General features: G+C 59.3%; 10 protein-coding genes. All 10 read right to left on the bottom strand.

The genetic code is table 11. The features are described from left to right. Nucleotides 1-56: 56 nt before the first annotated feature. The 10 genes from ACQY7R_RS02060 to ACQY7R_RS02015 all read right to left on the bottom strand — a co-directional run bounded on the left by ACQY7R_RS02060 (nucleotide 57) and on the right by ACQY7R_RS02015 (nucleotide 17,480). Nucleotides 57-743 (bottom strand): GntR family transcriptional regulator, encoded by a 687-nt coding sequence (locus ACQY7R_RS02060; protein ID WP_428303941.1) that lies wholly within the window; start codon nucleotides 741-743, stop codon nucleotides 57-59. A 136-nt stretch (nucleotides 744-879) separates the two neighbouring features. Then, the gene (locus ACQY7R_RS02055) at nucleotides 880-2,145 is read right to left on the bottom strand and encodes a Gfo/Idh/MocA family protein (protein ID WP_428303940.1); all 1,266 of its coding nucleotides are present in this window, start codon (nucleotides 2,143-2,145) and stop codon (nucleotides 880-882) included. 53 nt (nucleotides 2,146-2,198) lie between these two features. After that, entirely contained in the window at nucleotides 2,199-3,155 is a 957-nt protein-coding gene (locus ACQY7R_RS02050) for a Gfo/Idh/MocA family protein (RefSeq protein ID WP_428303939.1), read from the bottom strand. Between the two features lie 214 nt (nucleotides 3,156-3,369). Then, a complete protein-coding gene (locus ACQY7R_RS02045) occupies nucleotides 3,370-3,627 on the bottom strand; it encodes a DUF5985 family protein (protein ID WP_428303938.1) in 258 nt (85 codons plus the stop codon). Between the two features lie 2 nt (nucleotides 3,628-3,629). After that, nucleotides 3,630-3,887: a DUF5985 family protein gene (locus tag ACQY7R_RS02040; protein ID WP_428303937.1), complete on the bottom strand. Its 258-nt coding sequence runs from the start codon at nucleotides 3,885-3,887 to the stop codon at nucleotides 3,630-3,632. Next, a complete protein-coding gene (locus tag ACQY7R_RS02035) occupies nucleotides 3,887-4,276 on the bottom strand; it encodes a hypothetical protein (RefSeq protein ID WP_428303936.1) in 390 nt (129 codons plus the stop codon). Before ACQY7R_RS02035 ends, ACQY7R_RS02040 begins: the two co-directional genes overlap by 1 nt. An 89-nt stretch (nucleotides 4,277-4,365) precedes the next feature. Continuing rightward, complete coding sequence (locus tag ACQY7R_RS02030) at nucleotides 4,366-6,018, bottom strand: response regulator (RefSeq protein ID WP_428303935.1); 1,653 nt, start codon at nucleotides 6,016-6,018, stop codon at nucleotides 4,366-4,368. Then, nucleotides 6,015-12,308, bottom strand: coding sequence for a HAMP domain-containing protein (locus ACQY7R_RS02025; RefSeq protein ID WP_428303934.1), 6,294 nt, complete (start codon nucleotides 12,306-12,308; stop codon nucleotides 6,015-6,017). Before ACQY7R_RS02025 ends, ACQY7R_RS02030 begins: the two co-directional genes overlap by 4 nt. A 247-nt stretch (nucleotides 12,309-12,555) precedes the next feature. After that, nucleotides 12,556-13,884 (bottom strand): PQQ-binding-like beta-propeller repeat protein, encoded by a 1,329-nt coding sequence (locus ACQY7R_RS02020; RefSeq protein ID WP_428303933.1) that lies wholly within the window; start codon nucleotides 13,882-13,884, stop codon nucleotides 12,556-12,558. A gap of 62 nt (nucleotides 13,885-13,946) precedes the next feature. Further along, nucleotides 13,947-17,480 carry a DUF7133 domain-containing protein gene (locus ACQY7R_RS02015; RefSeq protein WP_428303932.1) on the bottom strand — a complete coding sequence of 1,178 codons (3,534 nt, stop codon included), beginning with the start codon at nucleotides 17,478-17,480 and terminating at the stop codon, nucleotides 13,947-13,949. Nucleotides 17,481-17,538: the final 58 nt, after the last annotated feature.

Genomic DNA, 17,538 nt, shown 5'->3' with positions numbered 1-17,538 from the left:
TTACGGCAGCTTGCGGCGGGGCGTTGGAACGGGCGAGGGGCGATGCAACGGCGGCGTTAAACGACGCGACCTTCCGGGCGATACGACGAAGCCAATCGCAGGTGAAGTTCCATCGCCGCCGAAGCCGTCGCCCCATCGCGGGCTGCAAGCGCCGCGAGAATCGTGCGATGCTCGCGAAAACCGCGGAGGATCGCGTCGGTCCGTTCAGGACCGAGTTTGTAGGAGAGCTGCTTATACTGCCAGCATTTGTTGATGGCGCCGCGTAGCGGTTGATTTGCGGCGTGATCGGAGATGGCGAGGTGGAGGGCAAAGTCGAAGTCGCGAGCGCGACGGATCCAGTCGTCGTCGTTCTGGGGATCGACCGCTTCCGCCTGACGCTGCAGCCGTTGAATCAACTCGAGCGGCATATGCTGCGCGGCTTTCGCAGCAGCGGCCGGTTCCAAGAGTAATCGCAGCTCATGGATTTCGACGAGCCAGTTCTCCGCCCCGGGGCGAACGACCGCTCGCATGTTCATCTTTTGCGTCACGATGCCGTCGGCAATCAGTCGAGACAGTGCTTGGACGACCGGCGTTCGGCTAACGCCCAAGGCTTGAGCCAGTTGCGTCGACTTCAGCTCGCTGCCGCCCGGCAACTCGCCGCGAACGATGCGGGCCAAAATTTCGTGGTACACGTCGTCGACGCGCGACTGTTGCGCATCGTCGTCGCTGATTTCGGGAGGGGCGATGGCGGCCGTTTTTGTCATTTGCATACCGCAGGAAAATGAATTCACTTTTTGCAGTGTTGCTGACTCGTTCCTAATCGTCAAGTGCGGGCCAGGAAAAGCTGGGATAATCCCGCGGCTTAGGTTGAAACACTTCCAGCACTGCTCGGCGCTGGCTTTAGACGCGAGGCTCCCAGCCTTGGCGGTACTCGCACGACCACAGCTTCTTACCGTCGGGGCTGTCAACAAGATGCCCCGACGCGGGGTCGACCTGAATTGACTCCCCAGTGCGGTAGGCGATGTTCCCTAGATGGCAGAACAGCGCGCTCTTGTGCCCTTCTTCAATATTCAGGGCGGTGCGATGGCCGTCGCGAACGGCGTCGAGAAAGTCGCGCAAATGCTCTGCGTCGCCGCGGCTTCCCTGGAATTCGTCCACAACCTTGCGATCCAAGTCGTACACGACGGCGCCTTCGTCGTCGACGCACATCACTCCCTCGGTTCCGCGAATCTCGATGCCAAAGATGCTCGGGCTCCCCACCGGCCGCATCCAACTGATTTGCTCCCATGTGATGAGCTTGTCGCCGCATTCGAAAATAGCAGTCGACGTATCGGGGGTTTCTTGGTCGTCGTCGTAGCGCAGTCGCCCGCCGGCGCACGTGACGCGCGTCGGGTAATCGACGCCTAGCGCCAATCGGCAAATGTCGATTGAGTGGACGCCGTTGTTGCCAATCTCTCCGTTGCCCCAGTGCCAGAAGAAGTGCCAGTTGTAAGGAATCACGTTGCTCTGAAACGGTCGTTCCGGCGAAGGGCCTTGCCACAGTGCATAGTCAAGCGTGGGGGGCGGCGCCGTTTGCTGCCCGCGGCCGATCGAGGGGCGAGGGGTGTGGTACCACGACTTGGCGTGCAGGGGCGCGCCAATGGCGCCGCCGCGGACCTTTTCAATCGCTTCGCGATAGAGGGAGCCGCTGCGGCGCTGCATGCCGACTTGGACGACGCATCCCGATTTATTCGCGGCGGCGATCATTAACTCGCCCTCCGCCGCCGTATGGCTGCACGGTTTCTCCACGTAGACGTGCTTGCCGGCTTTGCAAGCGAGAATCGTCGCGGGAGCGTGCCAGTGATTGGGGGCGGCGCAGATAAGGGCGTCAACTGTAGGATCGTCGAGTGCTTGACGAAAGTCGCGAATCCCTTGCGGTTTAGCCGCTCCACGCGACGTCGCTGCAGCGATTCCTTTGGCGATTGCCTGCTCGTCGGGATCGCAGATGTAGGCGATGCGACAGCCAGTTTGCTCCGCAAATTGCTCGGCTAGTTGCGAACCGCGGTTGTTCGCTCCCATGATCGCCAGCACGACTTCGCTGCTCGCTTCCGCGGCGTGAACGCGGGTTGCAGCGATGGCCGCCAGTCCGGCGGAAGCGGCAAGAAAGTCTCGACGCGTCGAATTCATAGTCGTTACCCGCCCATCGAACAGATCGGATTAGCTTACGAAACGGCAGCGTGCTATTTGGTTGCCTTGGCCGCCAGCGACTTCTCAGCGCGATCGATCATTTCAGCCGTGCTAACGAGCGCTCCGCCGCGGAGGAGGCTCTCGTCAGCCGCCTCCATCAACGCGAACATTTCGATAGTTTCGGCCGCCGGCACTGGTGGTTTGCCGTTCACGAAGAACGTGCAAATCTCGTCCACCAGCGGTTCGTAGCCCGAGAAGCCGCGATCAAAAGCGATTCCCTGCGACCCAAACGCCGTGAACGCGTAGTCGTGTCCGCCCTTGAGGCCGCGCCACACGGCAAGTCGGCCATCCGTCCACTTGCCTGTGACGATCGTCGCAGTGGCTCCGTCGACGCGGCTCACGGCTTCGCAGCCTGGTTTCATGATCGCGTAAATCGCCTCAATGCCATGAATGCCGTACCAAGCGAGATCAATATGGCGCGGCTCAATCTCAAACGGACTGGCAACGCTACACCCCGTCACGTCGCCGAGGGCAGGGTCGTCGGCGAGTTTGGTCACTGCCGTGCAGTAGCGGAGGGCAGATGACGAGAAGCAGGGAGTCTTGGTTTGTTCTGCGATGCGGAAGATAGCGATAACGTCGGCGAGATTTGCTGCCGCTGGTTTGTCGATGAAGACCGGCTTGCCAACGGCGAGCTGTTCGAACTGCTTGAGGTGAGGGCGTCCGTCGACGCTTTCCAGCAGGATGACGTCACATTTCTCAGCAAGTGCAGGGATGGAATCAACGATCTCGACACCCATCTCGCGGAGTTCCTTGACGTATCCCTCCACGCGATCGGCGCTGCTCGGAAGGTCAGGACTGCCGCCAGGAAACGCCGCGACAACCTCTACTTCTGCCCGTGCGCCCGTCGCCTGCGGATCATTAATGAGCTTAGTGAATGCAATTGCATGCGAGGTGTCGCAGCCGACGATACCGGCCCGTAGCGGCTTCGCTGCTTCACAAGCTGAGGGCATAGCCGAAAGTATGCTGACCAAGTAGAGAATAACCCGAGGCACCAGAGAACCTCCGCGAGAGGCTTTGGGGGAAGTGCATGCAGTATTTTCAGCTACGGTAGCCCGAACGCCGGGCTGGTGTCAATCAGCTTTTTAGAACGGCGGCGGGCGCCGAGCCCGCGGAGTAAGAACCTGGCGTCGCTGTCCCCCTTTTCCTGGCAGCAATTGTGCGAGGTCAGCGTTTATTCTTATCCGCGATCGCGACCAGGATGAGAATAAACGCCGCCAACCGCACCCAATACCAAGAGGTATTTCCCTCGGAGGCGTCTCCCGACATCGCCAAGCCTAACCGCGTGAGTCCCAAAAGAACGAAGGCGACGGCGAACATCGCGAATAGCCGATCATGCGTATCTCGCCAGAAGCGGAGGAAGAACGCTGCGACGACGAGCGACGCCATCGCAATCGCCCCCATGATGAAGTGTTCCATGGCCATTTTTACTCCGACTCCCAGATCAATCCGAACAGCAGCACGACTGTCGCGATCAGGCCCGGAATCTTCCGCCAAATCACCATGCGGACTTCCGGGAATAGGTGGAGGTCGGCGTAAAGCATGCAGTTGTCGATCATCAGTCCGAAGAAGCAGATCGCGCTCCAAAACAACAGGGGCACGCGCCGCTGGCGATATCCTCGAAAAAGGAGAATCGAACAGAGCAGGCATGTAGCCGCACACAAGATGAAAACGGTTCCCGGCATCATGGTTTGCCATCTTTCCGTAAACGAAAGGCGTCGGCGAATGTTTGGACTTTGGAGATTGGCGTCGAGTGAATTTCGCTAATCACCGCGACTCGTCGCTCGCGATAAAGGTCTTCGAGAAGTGCAATCATCGAATCCGCCTTGAGATCCGCGCACTCGTATCGCACAGAGTTGCTATCCGAAGCCCGAACGAGGAACTTACGTCGCTCCAAGTCATCCAGCATGGCTTGGCACATGTTCTCCGAGAGATAGAGACCCTGAGCAAGCTCCTGAGCATTCCACAATCGGTGTGAATCGCGCCGTAGAAGAAGTAGCGTTTCAAGCTGCGCCACGGACTCAATTTGATGAGCGAGGAAACGGCGGACGTTCAAAGGCAGCGGATCGTTCACGGCATTTTCGGCAGGGGTCGTTGTTGCGCCGCAACCGACGGTCGAGAGCTGACTCGAAATCGCCGCTTACATCCACGAAGTGTTTTTGCTTATGTCGTAGGTTTGTGGGGCGACAGCTCTCCGTTGTCGCGAACCGTTGATTCCACTGTTGAAATGAGCTCACGCAAATCGATGGGCTTCGAGAGATAATCTTGCATCCCTGCCGCCAAACATCGCTCGCGATCGCCCATCATCGTGTGGGCTGTGAGGGCGATAATCGGCGGCTGCTTCCCCGGCAACGCGCGAATCGCGGCCGTCGCCTCAAATCCGTCCATGTCGGGCATCTGCAAATCCATCAGAATGACGTCGTACGTTCCGCGCCTGGCAAGATCAACGGCGGTTCTTCCGTCGCCGGCGACGACGACATGGTGTCCCCGCTTGGCGAGGGCGTGTCGCACCAGCAATTGATTTGTCGGCGTATCCTCGGCCAAGAGGACTCTGATCGGCGGCGCCGCGGCGCTCGCGATAAAAGCATCCGTCAACATGCGCCCTGATTCGGTCGCCGCGTCGGGAACGTCGTCGATCTTCTTTCGATCGACCAGAAGCGGAACGATGAAGCTGAACTCGCTCCCCTGGCCAGGCGCGCTCTTCACCGAACGGCTGCCCCCCATCGCGCGAATCAAATCTGCGGAAATCGCCAAACCAAGCCCGGCGCCATCGCGGCGTCGCTTCGCCGAAGCGTCAACCTGAGTGAACGGCGAGAAGATGCGATCTTGGTCTGCCGCAGAGATGCCAATTCCCGTGTCGGAAACCTTAAACTTGATCCAAGCTTCGCGATCGCAAGACGACTCGACGCGAACGTCGAGCCTGACTCGCCCGTGCTCGGTGAACTTGATGGCGTTTGTCAGCAGATTGAAGATCACTTGCCGCAGTCGGAGTGAATCGCCGATCAAATGGTTCGGCACCGCGGGGTCCGCGACCACCTGAAGTTCCAGCCCCTTTTGATCCGCGCGATGGCCGAACGTTTGCTTTAGCTCGCCCAAAATTTTGCGGAGCTGTAGAGGCGCCGACTCCAGCGTCAAGGTCCCTGATTCGAGCTTCGACAAATCCAAGATCTCGTTAAGGAGTTCCAACAGCAGGTGGGCATTGGTGCGAACGGCTCCTAGATACTCCCGAACATTCGCCGACAACGCCTCCATCAGCGAGAGGTCCGTCATGCCAATAATCGCAGTCATCGGCGTGCGTAATTCATGGCTGATATTGGTCAGAAACTGGCTCTTGGCGATGCTCGCCCGCTCCGCCTCGGCCCGAGCCGCTTGTTCCTGCGCAAGCTGGATGCGTTGCTCGGCTTGCCATTTCACTTGCTCCGTTTTTTGGAACAAATCTACGAAGACGGCGACTTTAGCTCGGAGCATGTTCGGTGTTGCCGGCATCAACAAATAGTCGACGGCGCCGAGCGCGTAACCCCGATCCTCGAAGGCATCGTCTGCGTACGCGGTAAGGAAGATGATCGGCGTATGTTCCGAACTACGCCGCTGGCGGATGTATTCGGCAGTCTCGAACCCGTCAACTCCCGGCATGTTGACGTCGAGGAGGATGACCGCGAAGTCCTCGGTCAGTAGACGCCGGAGCGCTTCTTCGCCGGAATTCGCCGAGACGATCGTTTGATCGAGGCTGTGCAACACCGCTTCGATCGCCATGACCTTGGTCGGGTCATCGTCGACGACGAGTATCTTGGCTTTGGGCAGCGTGCCGTCAATCATGTGGAGAGCCAGGCGCGGAGTGCGGTGAGCATTTGTTCGGAATCAACGGGCTTCGACAGATAATCCCAAGCGCCCGCTTCGATGCACTTTTCGCGATCGCCCTTCATCGCCTTGGCGGTGACAGCCACGATTGGCAAGTCTTTGAACCGGGAGATCCTCCGGATCGCGCGCATGGTATCGATTCCATCCATTTCCGGCATCATGATGTCCATGAGGACGACGTCGACGTCGGTCGATTCTTCCAACAGACTGATCGCTGAACGCCCCGTTTCTGCAGAGACAGTCGCCATCTCATGCCGCTCTAGAACGCTAGTCAGCGCGAAGATATTGCGAATGTCATCGTCGACAATTAGCGCCTTCTTGCCCGCGAGAATCGGCGACTGATTCATTACCTCGATAATGCGACGCCGCTGCTGATCGGGAAGATCGCTGATCGGTTGGCAGAGTGCGAGCGTTGCGCGATGCAATAGGTCTTCAGAATCTTCGACGTACCGCAGGTCGAATTCCTTCGCGAGGTGGACGAGGCGGTGCTTACTTTCCGCCGTCTGTTCCCCCTCGGCACACAGAAATACAGGCACTCCGTCGGATTCGCAGCGGGAGATGGCAAACTCTGCCAATGTCGGCAAGCTCATGTCAACGGGATCTGGCGTGATCACGACGCAGTCCGCGCGTCGCTGCTCCATCGTTCGCACAGCGGTGAGCCCGGAGTCCAAGGCGACGACTTCGACTTTCGGGCTCGATAGCATGTCGTAAAGTCGATGGCGTCGATCGGCATCGGGCTCCATGATGATCACGGTGCGCTCGTCTCGATCGACGAATCGCCGCACGCCCTCAAGGAACTGCTTCAACTGCTCGGTTTTCTGAATGGGCTTCTGCAGGATCCCCTTCGCGCCGAGGTGCGTCCCGTGTTCGAGATTGTCAGCGCTGGAGACGAGATAAATCGGAATGTGCCGCACATGCGGGTCGTGCTTGAGTCGGCGCAGCACCCTCCAGCCGTCGATGTCAGGCAGCGAAATGTCGAGCAAGATCGCGCGAGGTTGAAAATCTTTGGCTAGGGTGAGCGCCATCGCGCCCGAGGCTGTTACGAGCGTTTTGAAGCCTGTTGTTCGTGCGGCGTCTCGCGCGAAGTCAGCGAACCCGCGGTCGTTGTCGACGATGAGAATCGTCCGGTCGCCTGCAGCGATTGAGTCGCGGTCGTCTGCGGCTTGGAGCGACTCGCCTTCATCGCCATTCTGGTCCGCATCGTTGGAGCGATCCGGATTTGCTGCACCGGAGAAATCCTTATCTGGCGGAGAGGGCGCCGTGGGGGCCGACAGCCTTCGTACGGTTTTCTGTGGGACGAAAACCTGCGGCAAGTAGAGCGTGAATTCGCTACCAACGTCGGGTGTGCTGATGAGCCGGATCTCGCCGCCGAGCAGTCGCGCCGTCTCGCGGCTAATAGCCAGCCCCAAACCGGTTCCGCCGTACTTGCGGCTGGTGCTGCCGTCGGCTTGTTGGAAGGCTTCGAAAATGATCTGCTGCTTGTCGACCGGAATGCCAATGCCCGTGTCTCGCACAGTAATCGCGATGACGGAATCGCTGGATGCGAGGGCTGCATTATCGGCATGCCAGCCATCGTAGGCGATGCCGATCCGCAGCGAAACTTGGCCGTGATGCGTGAACTTGAACGCGTTTGATAGTAAATTCTTGATGATCTGCTGAAGTCGCTTGCTATCTGTCGTGAGCGACCGGGGTAGATAAGAATCTAGCTCGACGACAAACTCCACGCCGCGGTTTTCCGCGACATGGCGGAAGGTCCGCTCGATGTAATTGTGGAGATCGCTAAACCTCAGGTCGCCAACGTCGAGCACCACTGTGCCCGATTCGATCTTCGATAGATCAAGGATGTCGTTAATGAGGATTAGCAGGTCGTTCCCAGAAGAGTGAATCGTCTTCGCGTAGTCGGTCTGCTTCGTCGTGAGATTTCCGTCGGGGTTCTGCGATAGCTGGTCCGAGAGAATCAGCAGACTGTTGAGCGGCGTTCGCAGTTCATGCGACATGTTCGCGAGGAACTCGCTCTTGTATTTTGATGTGAGGGCCAGCTGCTCTGCTTTTTCTTCCAGCGCTTGGCGGGCTTGTTCGACCTCGGTGTTCTTTTGCTCGACTTCGACATTCTGATGCGCCAGCAGACGCGCCTTGTCCTGGAGCTCTTGATTCGTCTGTTGCAGTTCGTCCTGCCGGCTGCCGAGCTCTTCCGCGAGCGACTGCGACTGCTTAAGCAGATCTTCGGTGCGCATGTTCGCTTCGATCGTGTTGAGCACGATGCCGATGCTTTCGGTCAATTGGTCGAGAAACGCTTGATGCGTTGGATTGAACCGTTCGAAAGAAGCGAGCTCCAGCACAGCTTTGACTTGTCCTTCGAACACCACCGGGAGCACAATCAGATTCACCGGCGGCGCGCTGCCGAGGCCGGAGGAAATGCGGACGTAGTCTGAAGGGACGTTGGCGAGGACAATCTTTTGCTTTTCCAACGCGCACTGTCCGACAAGTCCCTGGCCGAGTTCTAACTGCTTGCCGACTTCGCTCGGCCGCTCGTAGGCGTAGCTGGCGAGGAGCGTTAGGCAGGGCTGTTCGCGCATTGCGTCGTAGGTATAGAAGACAGCGTGCTGAGCAGAAACCACCGGCGCGAGTTCTGAGAGAATTAACCGGCCCACCGTCAGCAAATCTTTCTGCCCCTGCAGCATGCGGCTGAACTTCGCCAAGTTCGTCTTCAGCCAGTCTTGTTCCGCGTTCTTGAGCGTCGTGTCCTTCAGGTTCACGATCATCTCGTTGATGTTGTCTTTGAGCAGCGCGACCTCGCCCTGCGCCTCCACCTTGATCGAGCGAGTTAGATCGCCCTTCGTTACCGCGGTCGCGACTTCCGCAATTGCTCGCACCTGCGTCGTGAGGTTGGCGGCAAGCTCATTGACGTTATCCGTCAGGTCTTTCCACGTGCCGGCCGCTCCGGGAACGCTCGCCTGACCGCCAAGCTTGCCTTCAACGCCGACTTCGCGCGCCACCGTCGTCACCTGGTCGGCAAACGTCGCGAGCGTTTCGATCATGCCGTTGATCGTGTCGGCAAGAGCGGCGATTTCGCCCTTCGCTTCAACCGTTAGCTTCTGCTTGAGGTCGCCATTCGCAACGGCCGTGACGACGCGAGCGATACCGCGGACCTGGCTGGTGAGGTTGCCGGCCATGAAGTTCACATTGTCGGTGAGGCCTTTCCACGTGCCTGAGGCGCCCTTCACTTGAGCCTGTCCGCCGAGCTTGCCTTCCGTGCCAACTTCACGAGCCACGCGGGTCACTTCCGCCGCGAAGGAACTCAACTGGTCGACCATCGTGTTGATAGTCACCTTCAGGTCGAGAATTTCGCCTTTCACATCGACGGTGATTTTCTTCGAGAGGTCGCCGCTGGCCACGGCCTTGGTCACTTCCGCGATGTTGCGAACCTGGCCCGTGAGATTGCCAGCCATCGAGTTGACGCTGTCGGTGAGATCTTTCCAGGTGCCGGCGACGTCGCGGACTTCAGCTTGGCCGCCGAGCTTGCCCTCGGTGCCGACTTCGCGGGCGACGCGCGTCACTTCGGAGGCGAACGAGCGAAGCTGATCGACCATCGTGTTGATGGTGTCTTTCAGTTCGAGAATTTCGCCGCGGACATCGACGGTGATTTTCTTCGAGAGGTCGCCGCTGGCCACCGCCTTCGTCACGGCGGCGATGTTGCGAACCTGCGCCGTGAGGTTGCCGGCCATGAAATTGACGCTCTCCGTCAGGTCCTTCCACGTGCCGGCGACGCCCTTCACGTCGGCCTGCCCGCCAAGCTTGCCTTCGGTGCCAACTTCACGGGCGACGCGCGTTACTTCCGAAGCGAACGAGCGAAGCTGATCGACCATTGTATTGATCGTGTTCTTCAGCTCGAGGATTTCTCCCTTCACGTCAACCGTAATTTTCTTTGACAAGTCGCCGGTCGCCACCGCCGTGGTGACGTCGGCAATGTTGCGGACTTGGCCGGTGAGATTGCCGGCCATCGAGTTAACGCTGTCGGTGAGGGCCCGCCAAGTTCCTTCGACGCCGCGGACGTCGGCTTGTCCGCCGAGCTTCCCTTCGGTGCCTACCTCGCGGGCTACGCGGGTCACTTCATCAGCGAACGAGCGAAGCTGATCGACCATCGTGTTGATGGTGTTCTTCAGCTCCAGGATTTCGCCCTTCACGTCGACGGTGATTTTCTTGGAAAGATCGCCGCGCGCGACCGCCGTAGTGACGTCGGCAATGTTGCGAACCTGGCCGGTAAGGTTGCCCGCCATCATGTTGACGCCGACGGTGAGGTCTTTCCACGTCCCCGCGACGCCGGTCACTTCGGCCTGACCGCCAAGCTTTCCTTCGGTACCGACTTCTCGCGCGACGCGTGTCACTTCCGACGCAAATGAGCTCAACTGATCGACCATCGTATTGATGGTGTTCTTCAGCTCCAGGATTTCGCCCTTCACATCGACCGTAATCTTCTTCGAGAGATCGCCATTCGCAACCGCAGTAGTAACCTCAGCGATGTTGCGGACCTGGTCGGTCAGATTGCCGGCCATGAAATTGACGCTATCAGTGAGATCCTTCCATGTGCCGGCGACGTCGCGGACTTCGGCCTGTCCGCCAAGTTTGCCTTCGGTGCCGACTTCGCGCGCCACGCGCGTCACTTCAGACGCGAATGCGCGGAGCTGATCGACCATCGTGTTGATCGTGTTTTTTAGTTCTGAGATCTCGCCGCGGACATCGACGTCGATCTTCTTCGACAGGTCGCCGTTGGCCACGGCTGTCGTCACCTCGGCGATGTTGCGGACCTGCGTCGTCAGGTTACCGGCCATGAAGTTGACGCTATCGGTGAGACTCTTCCATGTGCCCGCGACCCCTTTCACCTCCGCTTGCCCGCCGAGTTTGCCCTCGGTGCCGACTTCGCGTGCGACGCGCGTCACTTCGTCGGCAAACGAGCTAAGCTGATCGACCATCGTGTTGATGGTGTTCTTCAGTTCCAGGATTTCGCCCTTCACGTCGACGGTAATTTTCTTCGACAAGTCGCCGTTGGCGACCGCGGTGGTGACCTCGGCGATGTTGCGAACCTGGTCGGTAAGATTGCCCGCCATGAAATTAACGCTGTCCGTCAGATCTTTCCAAGTGCCCGAGATGCCCCTCACCTGGGCCTGCCCGCCGAGCTTGCCTTCGGTGCCGACTTCACGCGCCACGCGGGTCACTTCGGCCGCAAAAGAACTGAGCTGATCGACCATCGTGTTGATGGTGTTCTTCAGCTCAAGAATCTCGCCTTTGACGTCGACGGTGATTTTCTTCGTCAAGTCGCCTGTAGCGACGGCGGTTGTCACGGCGGCGATGTTGCGAACCTGCGAAGTAAGATTCGACGCCATGAAGTTGACGCTGTCGGTCAGATCTTTCCACGTGCCTGACACGCCTTCCACGCGCGCCTGTCCGCCGAGGCGTCCTTCAGTACCGACTTCACGAGCAACGCGCGTCACTTCCGAGGCGAAAGAGCGGAGCTGATCAACCATCGTGTTGATCGTGTTCTTCAATTCCAAGAACTCACCGCGGACGTCGACGGTGATCTTCTTCGACAGATTGCCGTTCGCCACGGCCGTCGTCACTTCGGCGATATTGCGAACCTGCCCGGTAAGATTGCCGGCCATCGAGTTAACGCTGTCGGTCAGATCTTTCCAAGTGCCGGCGACGCCTTTCACGGCCGCCTGACCGCCCAATTTGCCGTCGGTGCCGACTTCCTGCGCCACGCGGGTCACTTCAGAGGCGAACGAGCCGAGTTGATCGACCATTCGATTAACGGTCTTAGCTGTCCGCAGAAACTCGCCTTCGAGCGGTCTGCCATCAAGGTCGAGAGCCATCGTCTTCGACAGGTCGCCCTTGGCAACAGCGCCAATCACTCGAGCCATTTCGCTGGTCGGATGGACAAGGTCGCTGATCAATGCATTGACGGATTCGATATTTCCCGCCCAAGCTCCGCTAAGTCCCCCCAGGGACGCCCGCTTCTTGATCTTCCCCTCTTTACCAACGACTCGGCTGGTCCGCGCGATTTCCTCCGTCATGCCCTCCAATTGATCCATCACCGCGTTGAACGTATCGCCGACTTTACCGGCAATTCCGACCCAATTGGCCGGCAACCGCGTGCTGAAATCGCCACGGCGCAGCGCAGTGAGCGCTTCGAGAAGCATCGAGATGTCGACTGAATCAACTTCCGCGTGGCTCGGCTCGGCGACAGTCGCCATGAGGGACGCTCCCTTCCCGTTTTGGAGTTCGCAATTGGCAGGTCGCATCTTTGCGACCATGTGCGCGCAACAACACTGGTCAGAAAGCAGTCAGCCTGCTTTCGAAGCGACCAAGTGCGTACGCCTTACCGGCACTTGTCAGTTATGTGGTTGCAGCCAGCAACCTGAAGCACGCGCTGTGCCAAGGAAAAGGCAGATTGGCGGTTGTGCGAATTTTGCGGATTGCTAGGGAGCTTCGGCCCGTGCGTCAGCGACCCATCACTCGGTACAACGCACTGTCCGTTCTTAGCAACAAGTTCCCATCGACGGCCGCGGGCGAGGCCATGAGCATTCCGTCGACCTCGTTTCGCGCGAGCACCTCGAATTTCTCCGAGTCTGCGATGACAGTGGTGCGTCCTTCGTGACTCCAAAAGTAGACGCGACCGCCGCCGGTCAACGGCGATGCCGAGTACTTGCCCGGCATGCGCTCGCGCCATAGCGTCTTGCCGGTTTCGCTATCCAAGCAGCTTGCTACTCCCCCGTCGGACACCATGTAGATGCGTTCGTTGCTCAGCGCTGGCGACGACATCGCCGGAACCTGTCGCGTCTCACGCCATGCCACGTGCGTCTCGCTCACATCGCCGGCGCCGTCCGACCGCACGGCCCACAGCTGGGCCTTTCCGAGACCGGTGTTGAGGAAGAGCAACCGTCCATCGAACACAGGCCGCGCGATGTTCGAAAATCCGGAACCATGTTCGATGCGCCACAGTTCGGCGCCGCTGAGCGGATCGTAAGCGACAAACCACTGGGCGCCAGGAATCACCGCCTGCGGTCGACCGTTGACCTCGATGATGAGTGGCGTCGCAAAGGCCTTATGCTGATCTGTGTTGCTTTCCCGAATCGGAGGTCGGCTCCGCTCCCAAACCGTTCGGCCGGTTGCGGCATCGAGTGCTGCGATGTACTGACGATCAATGCCGTCGTTGGGGACGATCAGCAGATTCCCATACAACGCGGGCGAACTTCCCGGCCCGACGACGTGATCAAGCTCGAGTCGCCGCTCCCAGATCACTTCACCCGAGTTCGTGTCAATGCAGCATGTCCCGAATGTTCCGAAGTGGCAGAACAGTCGTCCAGTCTTAATATCCAACACCGGCGTTGGCGACGCGTAGGTGTTCAGCCCGTGGATCGGCGGCGGCGACTCCCGCTCAAAAAGACTAATCTCGCGCAGGATCTTACCGGACTCAAAGTCGACTTCGATCGCCTTGAGGGAGATCGAGTCGAACTGCAGGAACTGCTCTTTGACGGGGAGCTTTTCGTAGGACTTCAGTAGTTCCGCTCGCTTGGCTTCGTCCTTGGCATGTTCCACGGCGGCTGTTAGCCAGATCCGTCCATTGGCGACGACCGGCGACGACCACCCTCGTCCCGGGAGCGACGTCTTCCATTTGATTCCCTCCGATTCGTTCCACTCCAGCGGCAGCCGCTCCTCTTGCGCGTCTCCCTGGCCCGTCGGCCCGCGAAACTGAGGCCACGCATCGGCAGCGCGGGCAGTCGCCCCGGCCGCCAAGATGTGAATCGCCAGCAGAACTTCTTTGCGCATCTACTATCCAACCAGACGCCCGCTTTGCGCGGCGTCATTTGTTCAGTGGCGATCCATTTCCACTACTGTTGTTTCAGGCTAAGAAGATATGCCAAGAGCGCATAGTAGTCGTCCGGCGGAATCTGATCGGCCACGTTGTTCGGCATCGGAGAAAGCGCGGTCGACATGCGTTCGACCACTTGGTCGACTGGCACTCGATGCTCTTTGCCTTCCGCGTCATTGAAGACCAGTTCTTTCCCTTCTTCGCGAACCCCAAAACCGCCGAAGACTTGGCCTTCATCCGTTAGAATGGTCACGGTGCGGAAGGCGGGATCGACGTTGCGGTTCGGATCGAGCGTGTCTTCCAGTAGCCGATCGAGCCCGCGGTTCCCGATGCCGTCGAGCGCGGGGCCGACGTTGCTGCCGACGTCGCCAATTCGATGACAACTTGCGCAGATGCTCTTGGCGAAGACCGCGCGACCCTGTTCAGGATCGAACTTCCCTGCCGAGTAGGCCGCACGCCGCTCTGCGATAAGGTTGGCTTTCTGCGAGTCGGCTGTTTCCAGGTCTGCGGTTAGCCGCGCGATGCGATCATTCACATCGTGTACATTTCGCGATCGGAGTCGCTCGACGACCAGCGGCTCAAGCAAGAGCGACGCCGAGGCTTTTCCTTCTTCGATCATCTGAAGAAACGCTTCCGCCGATTCAGCGCGAGCGGCGATGCTCGCGGCGATCGTCGTTGCTAACGATTGGGGGGCAGAGGGGAGGGCAGCCAGTAGTTGACGACGAGCTTCGTCGGAGTCGACCTGCCCCAGTTGTTCGGCGGCCGCAACGCGCGCGGCCATGGGCAGGTTCGAATCAGCCAACACAGCGCTAAGCGGCGCAACCGCCAACTTGGCGTCTAAGGCAACTAACGCTTTGGCGGCTGCCAGTCGCACGGGCGCGTTTTCGGTCGCCGATGTAGCCAAAACCTGAATATGTTCTTGGAGAGGATCTAGTTTCAACTGGCCGACCAAGTCGATGAGTCGCAGGCGAGCGTTTTCCTGGCTCTCCACTGCACCACGGGGGAGCGCGGCCGCGGCAGGCTCGAAATTCGAGACGGCAAGCCAAGCAAAACCGTCGCGATCCGTCATGCCGTCGACGACCTCGATTCGTCCCCAATTCCCTTCATGAGATTGCACGTCCCACTCATAGCTCTGGGCGAGATCGTTACGAGGGGGATAGCTGCGGGCGATCTCTGTTCCATCCGCCAAGACAAGTCTCGCATAATTCAAGCGCCGGTCGGGCTCGTTCGGAAGTCCGTCGTGGCCGCACATCCAGAAGTGGATGCGAGCCGAGAGTTGAAACTCTGGACTGCGGAGCACGCCGCCGCCGCGCTCTCCCTGTCCAGCTAACGAGCTGATCATGTCGAGAAGGCCGCCTTGATTGGTCGGCCGTTGCTGACGCTCCCAGGGGCTCGGCGTGGCGGCCTGGCCATCGAGAGGAGCATTGTGCCACTCAAGAGCGGCGTTGCCGGACAGCACCGGCTTGAGCAGCGCCGCCATCGCTTCGCGCACCGGGGCACTCAGCGGAACGCCGCGACGTACCGATGCTTTGGCGAGAGCTTCGAGCGCCATCAGCCGACTGGCTGGCTTCGACGCAAACCGTTGCTCAACGTGGTCGAGCATGGCGGCAATTCGATCCGTATCGACGTACTCGGCCGCCGTGGGAAGTGCGTTGAGCAACGCATCGTCGTCGCTGCGACCGTCGAGGGCCTCGTCGAAAATCAAAATCGCAGCAGGGCCCTTCGGGGCCGTCACAGCAAAAGCGACCAATTGTTCGCGTTCAGCCGCGGATAACTGAAGATTCAGTAGGTCGTTCGCGATGGCCGGACTGGCGATCTGGTTGCGAATGGCGATGCGCGTCTGATGGTACAGTTGCGCATCTTCTGGATCAGTTGTGTTGAGCAGGCTGAGCAGCGGAGCAAGATTCTGGGCGTCTGGATGCTTGGCAAGTGCTTCGGCTCCGGCGCGACGGACAAAGGGGTCGGTATTTTCCAGGGTGCGACGGACTGCTTGGAAATGCCAAGGCTGCCAGTCGGCGGTTTCTCCGAGCGCCTTGGCCAGATGGACCTGGACTTCGCGCGGGACGCCAGAATGCAAAAGCCCCTCCGCTATTCCCTCGGGAATTCCGTCAGTACGTTGCAAAATGCAAACGGCATGACTCGCCTGATGCGCGGCGTGGTCGAGCGAGTCGTTGTCGCCTTGCGCAGCTGCCTGAGCGAACCCCGACAGCAATTTGCTCGCCATCGCGCCCGCCTGTTGAGGGAATTCATCCACGAGTCGGTTCGTGGCGAGAACCCTGGTCGTTAGGTTCGCATGGCCGAGAAAAGAGAAGAGTACTTCTGCGTCCAATATTTGCAGGTCGGGCGCCGGCTGAATTGCGTTTGGCGAAGTCGCTGCTTTGTCGCCGACGTAGACGATCCGCCAAATTCGGCCGCGTTCGCGGTCGCGTTTGGGATGTTGCAGCGGCACTTCGTAGTGCCCAATGATGCAGTTGTAGAAATCGGCCACGTACAGAGCGCCATCAGAGCCCGCTTGAATATCCACGGGACGGAACCACGGATCGTCGCAGGTGAGAAAGTCTTCGACTTTGTCGACGACAGGCGTCGATCCGCTCCACTTCAGTCGATCGCAGTGGACGCGGTTGGTGATGACGTTGCCGACGAACAACACGTCGCGATACTTGCGTGGAAAGTCTGGCAGTGTGCTGTAAACCACGCCGGCGATGCCGGTGCCGCCATGATCGAGATTCGTCATCACCGGAGCGTACCCGAGCCCGTCGTGCGGTTTGCCAAAACTCTGGTAGTAACCGCCGCGCAGTAACATCGAGACGGCAGACGAGTGGCAGTCCGCGGAGTAGAGATTCCCCAATGGGTCGAAGCTAAGCCCGAAGGGGTTCACTTGCCCCCAGGAATACTGCTCGATCGCCGAACCGTCGGCGCGAAAGCGGTAAGTGTTGCCCGATTGAAGCCGGAGTACTTCCTCGCCCTGGCCGCCGATCTTCACGCTGCTGTCGTTGTTGAAGCCATGATTGGCGTAGACCCATCCGTCGATCCAGCGCGTAAACGCATTTTGATTTCCATGCGTGTCGGTAATGCCAAACGGACCGAAGGCGATCGATCGTTGGTCAGCCACTCCATCGCCGTTGGAGTCGACGAAGCGGTAGATGTTAGGAATCGACCAGGCGAGCGCCTCGCTTTCGCCGAGCGGGAGCAGGCCGATAGGAATGTCAAGGTGATCGGCGAATTGCTGAATCTTTTGCGCGGTCCCGGCCGCGGAGAACGAACTCAGGATGCTAATCGCGTCTCTGGCCGCTTCGTCGTTTGCCGCTGGAAACGGATATTCGAGGCTGTGCGAGACCCACAACCGGCCGCGAGCGTCGAACTTCATGTTCATCGGCTTGTGAATCTCCGGCTCCTGGGCGACGAGCTGGATCTCGAACCCCGCCGGAAGATGAAATTTCTTCAGCTGCTCTTGCGCGGTGAGCGGTTGCGTTTCGGCGACTAGCGATTGCGAGAAGGCGCCGGTTGCACAGGTGATGCAGTAGAAGAAACTCAGAAGTGCTGCGTATCGCATGGAGTAACGTCCAAACTAGTTTTCTGGTGAAGCCGATCGCATCGCCAAATCGTCGACC

The organism is Lacipirellula sp., assembly GCF_965279485.1.
Classification (GTDB): Bacteria; Planctomycetota; Planctomycetia; order Pirellulales; family Lacipirellulaceae; genus Lacipirellula.
This window is presented reverse-complemented; position numbering and strand designations above follow the sequence as displayed.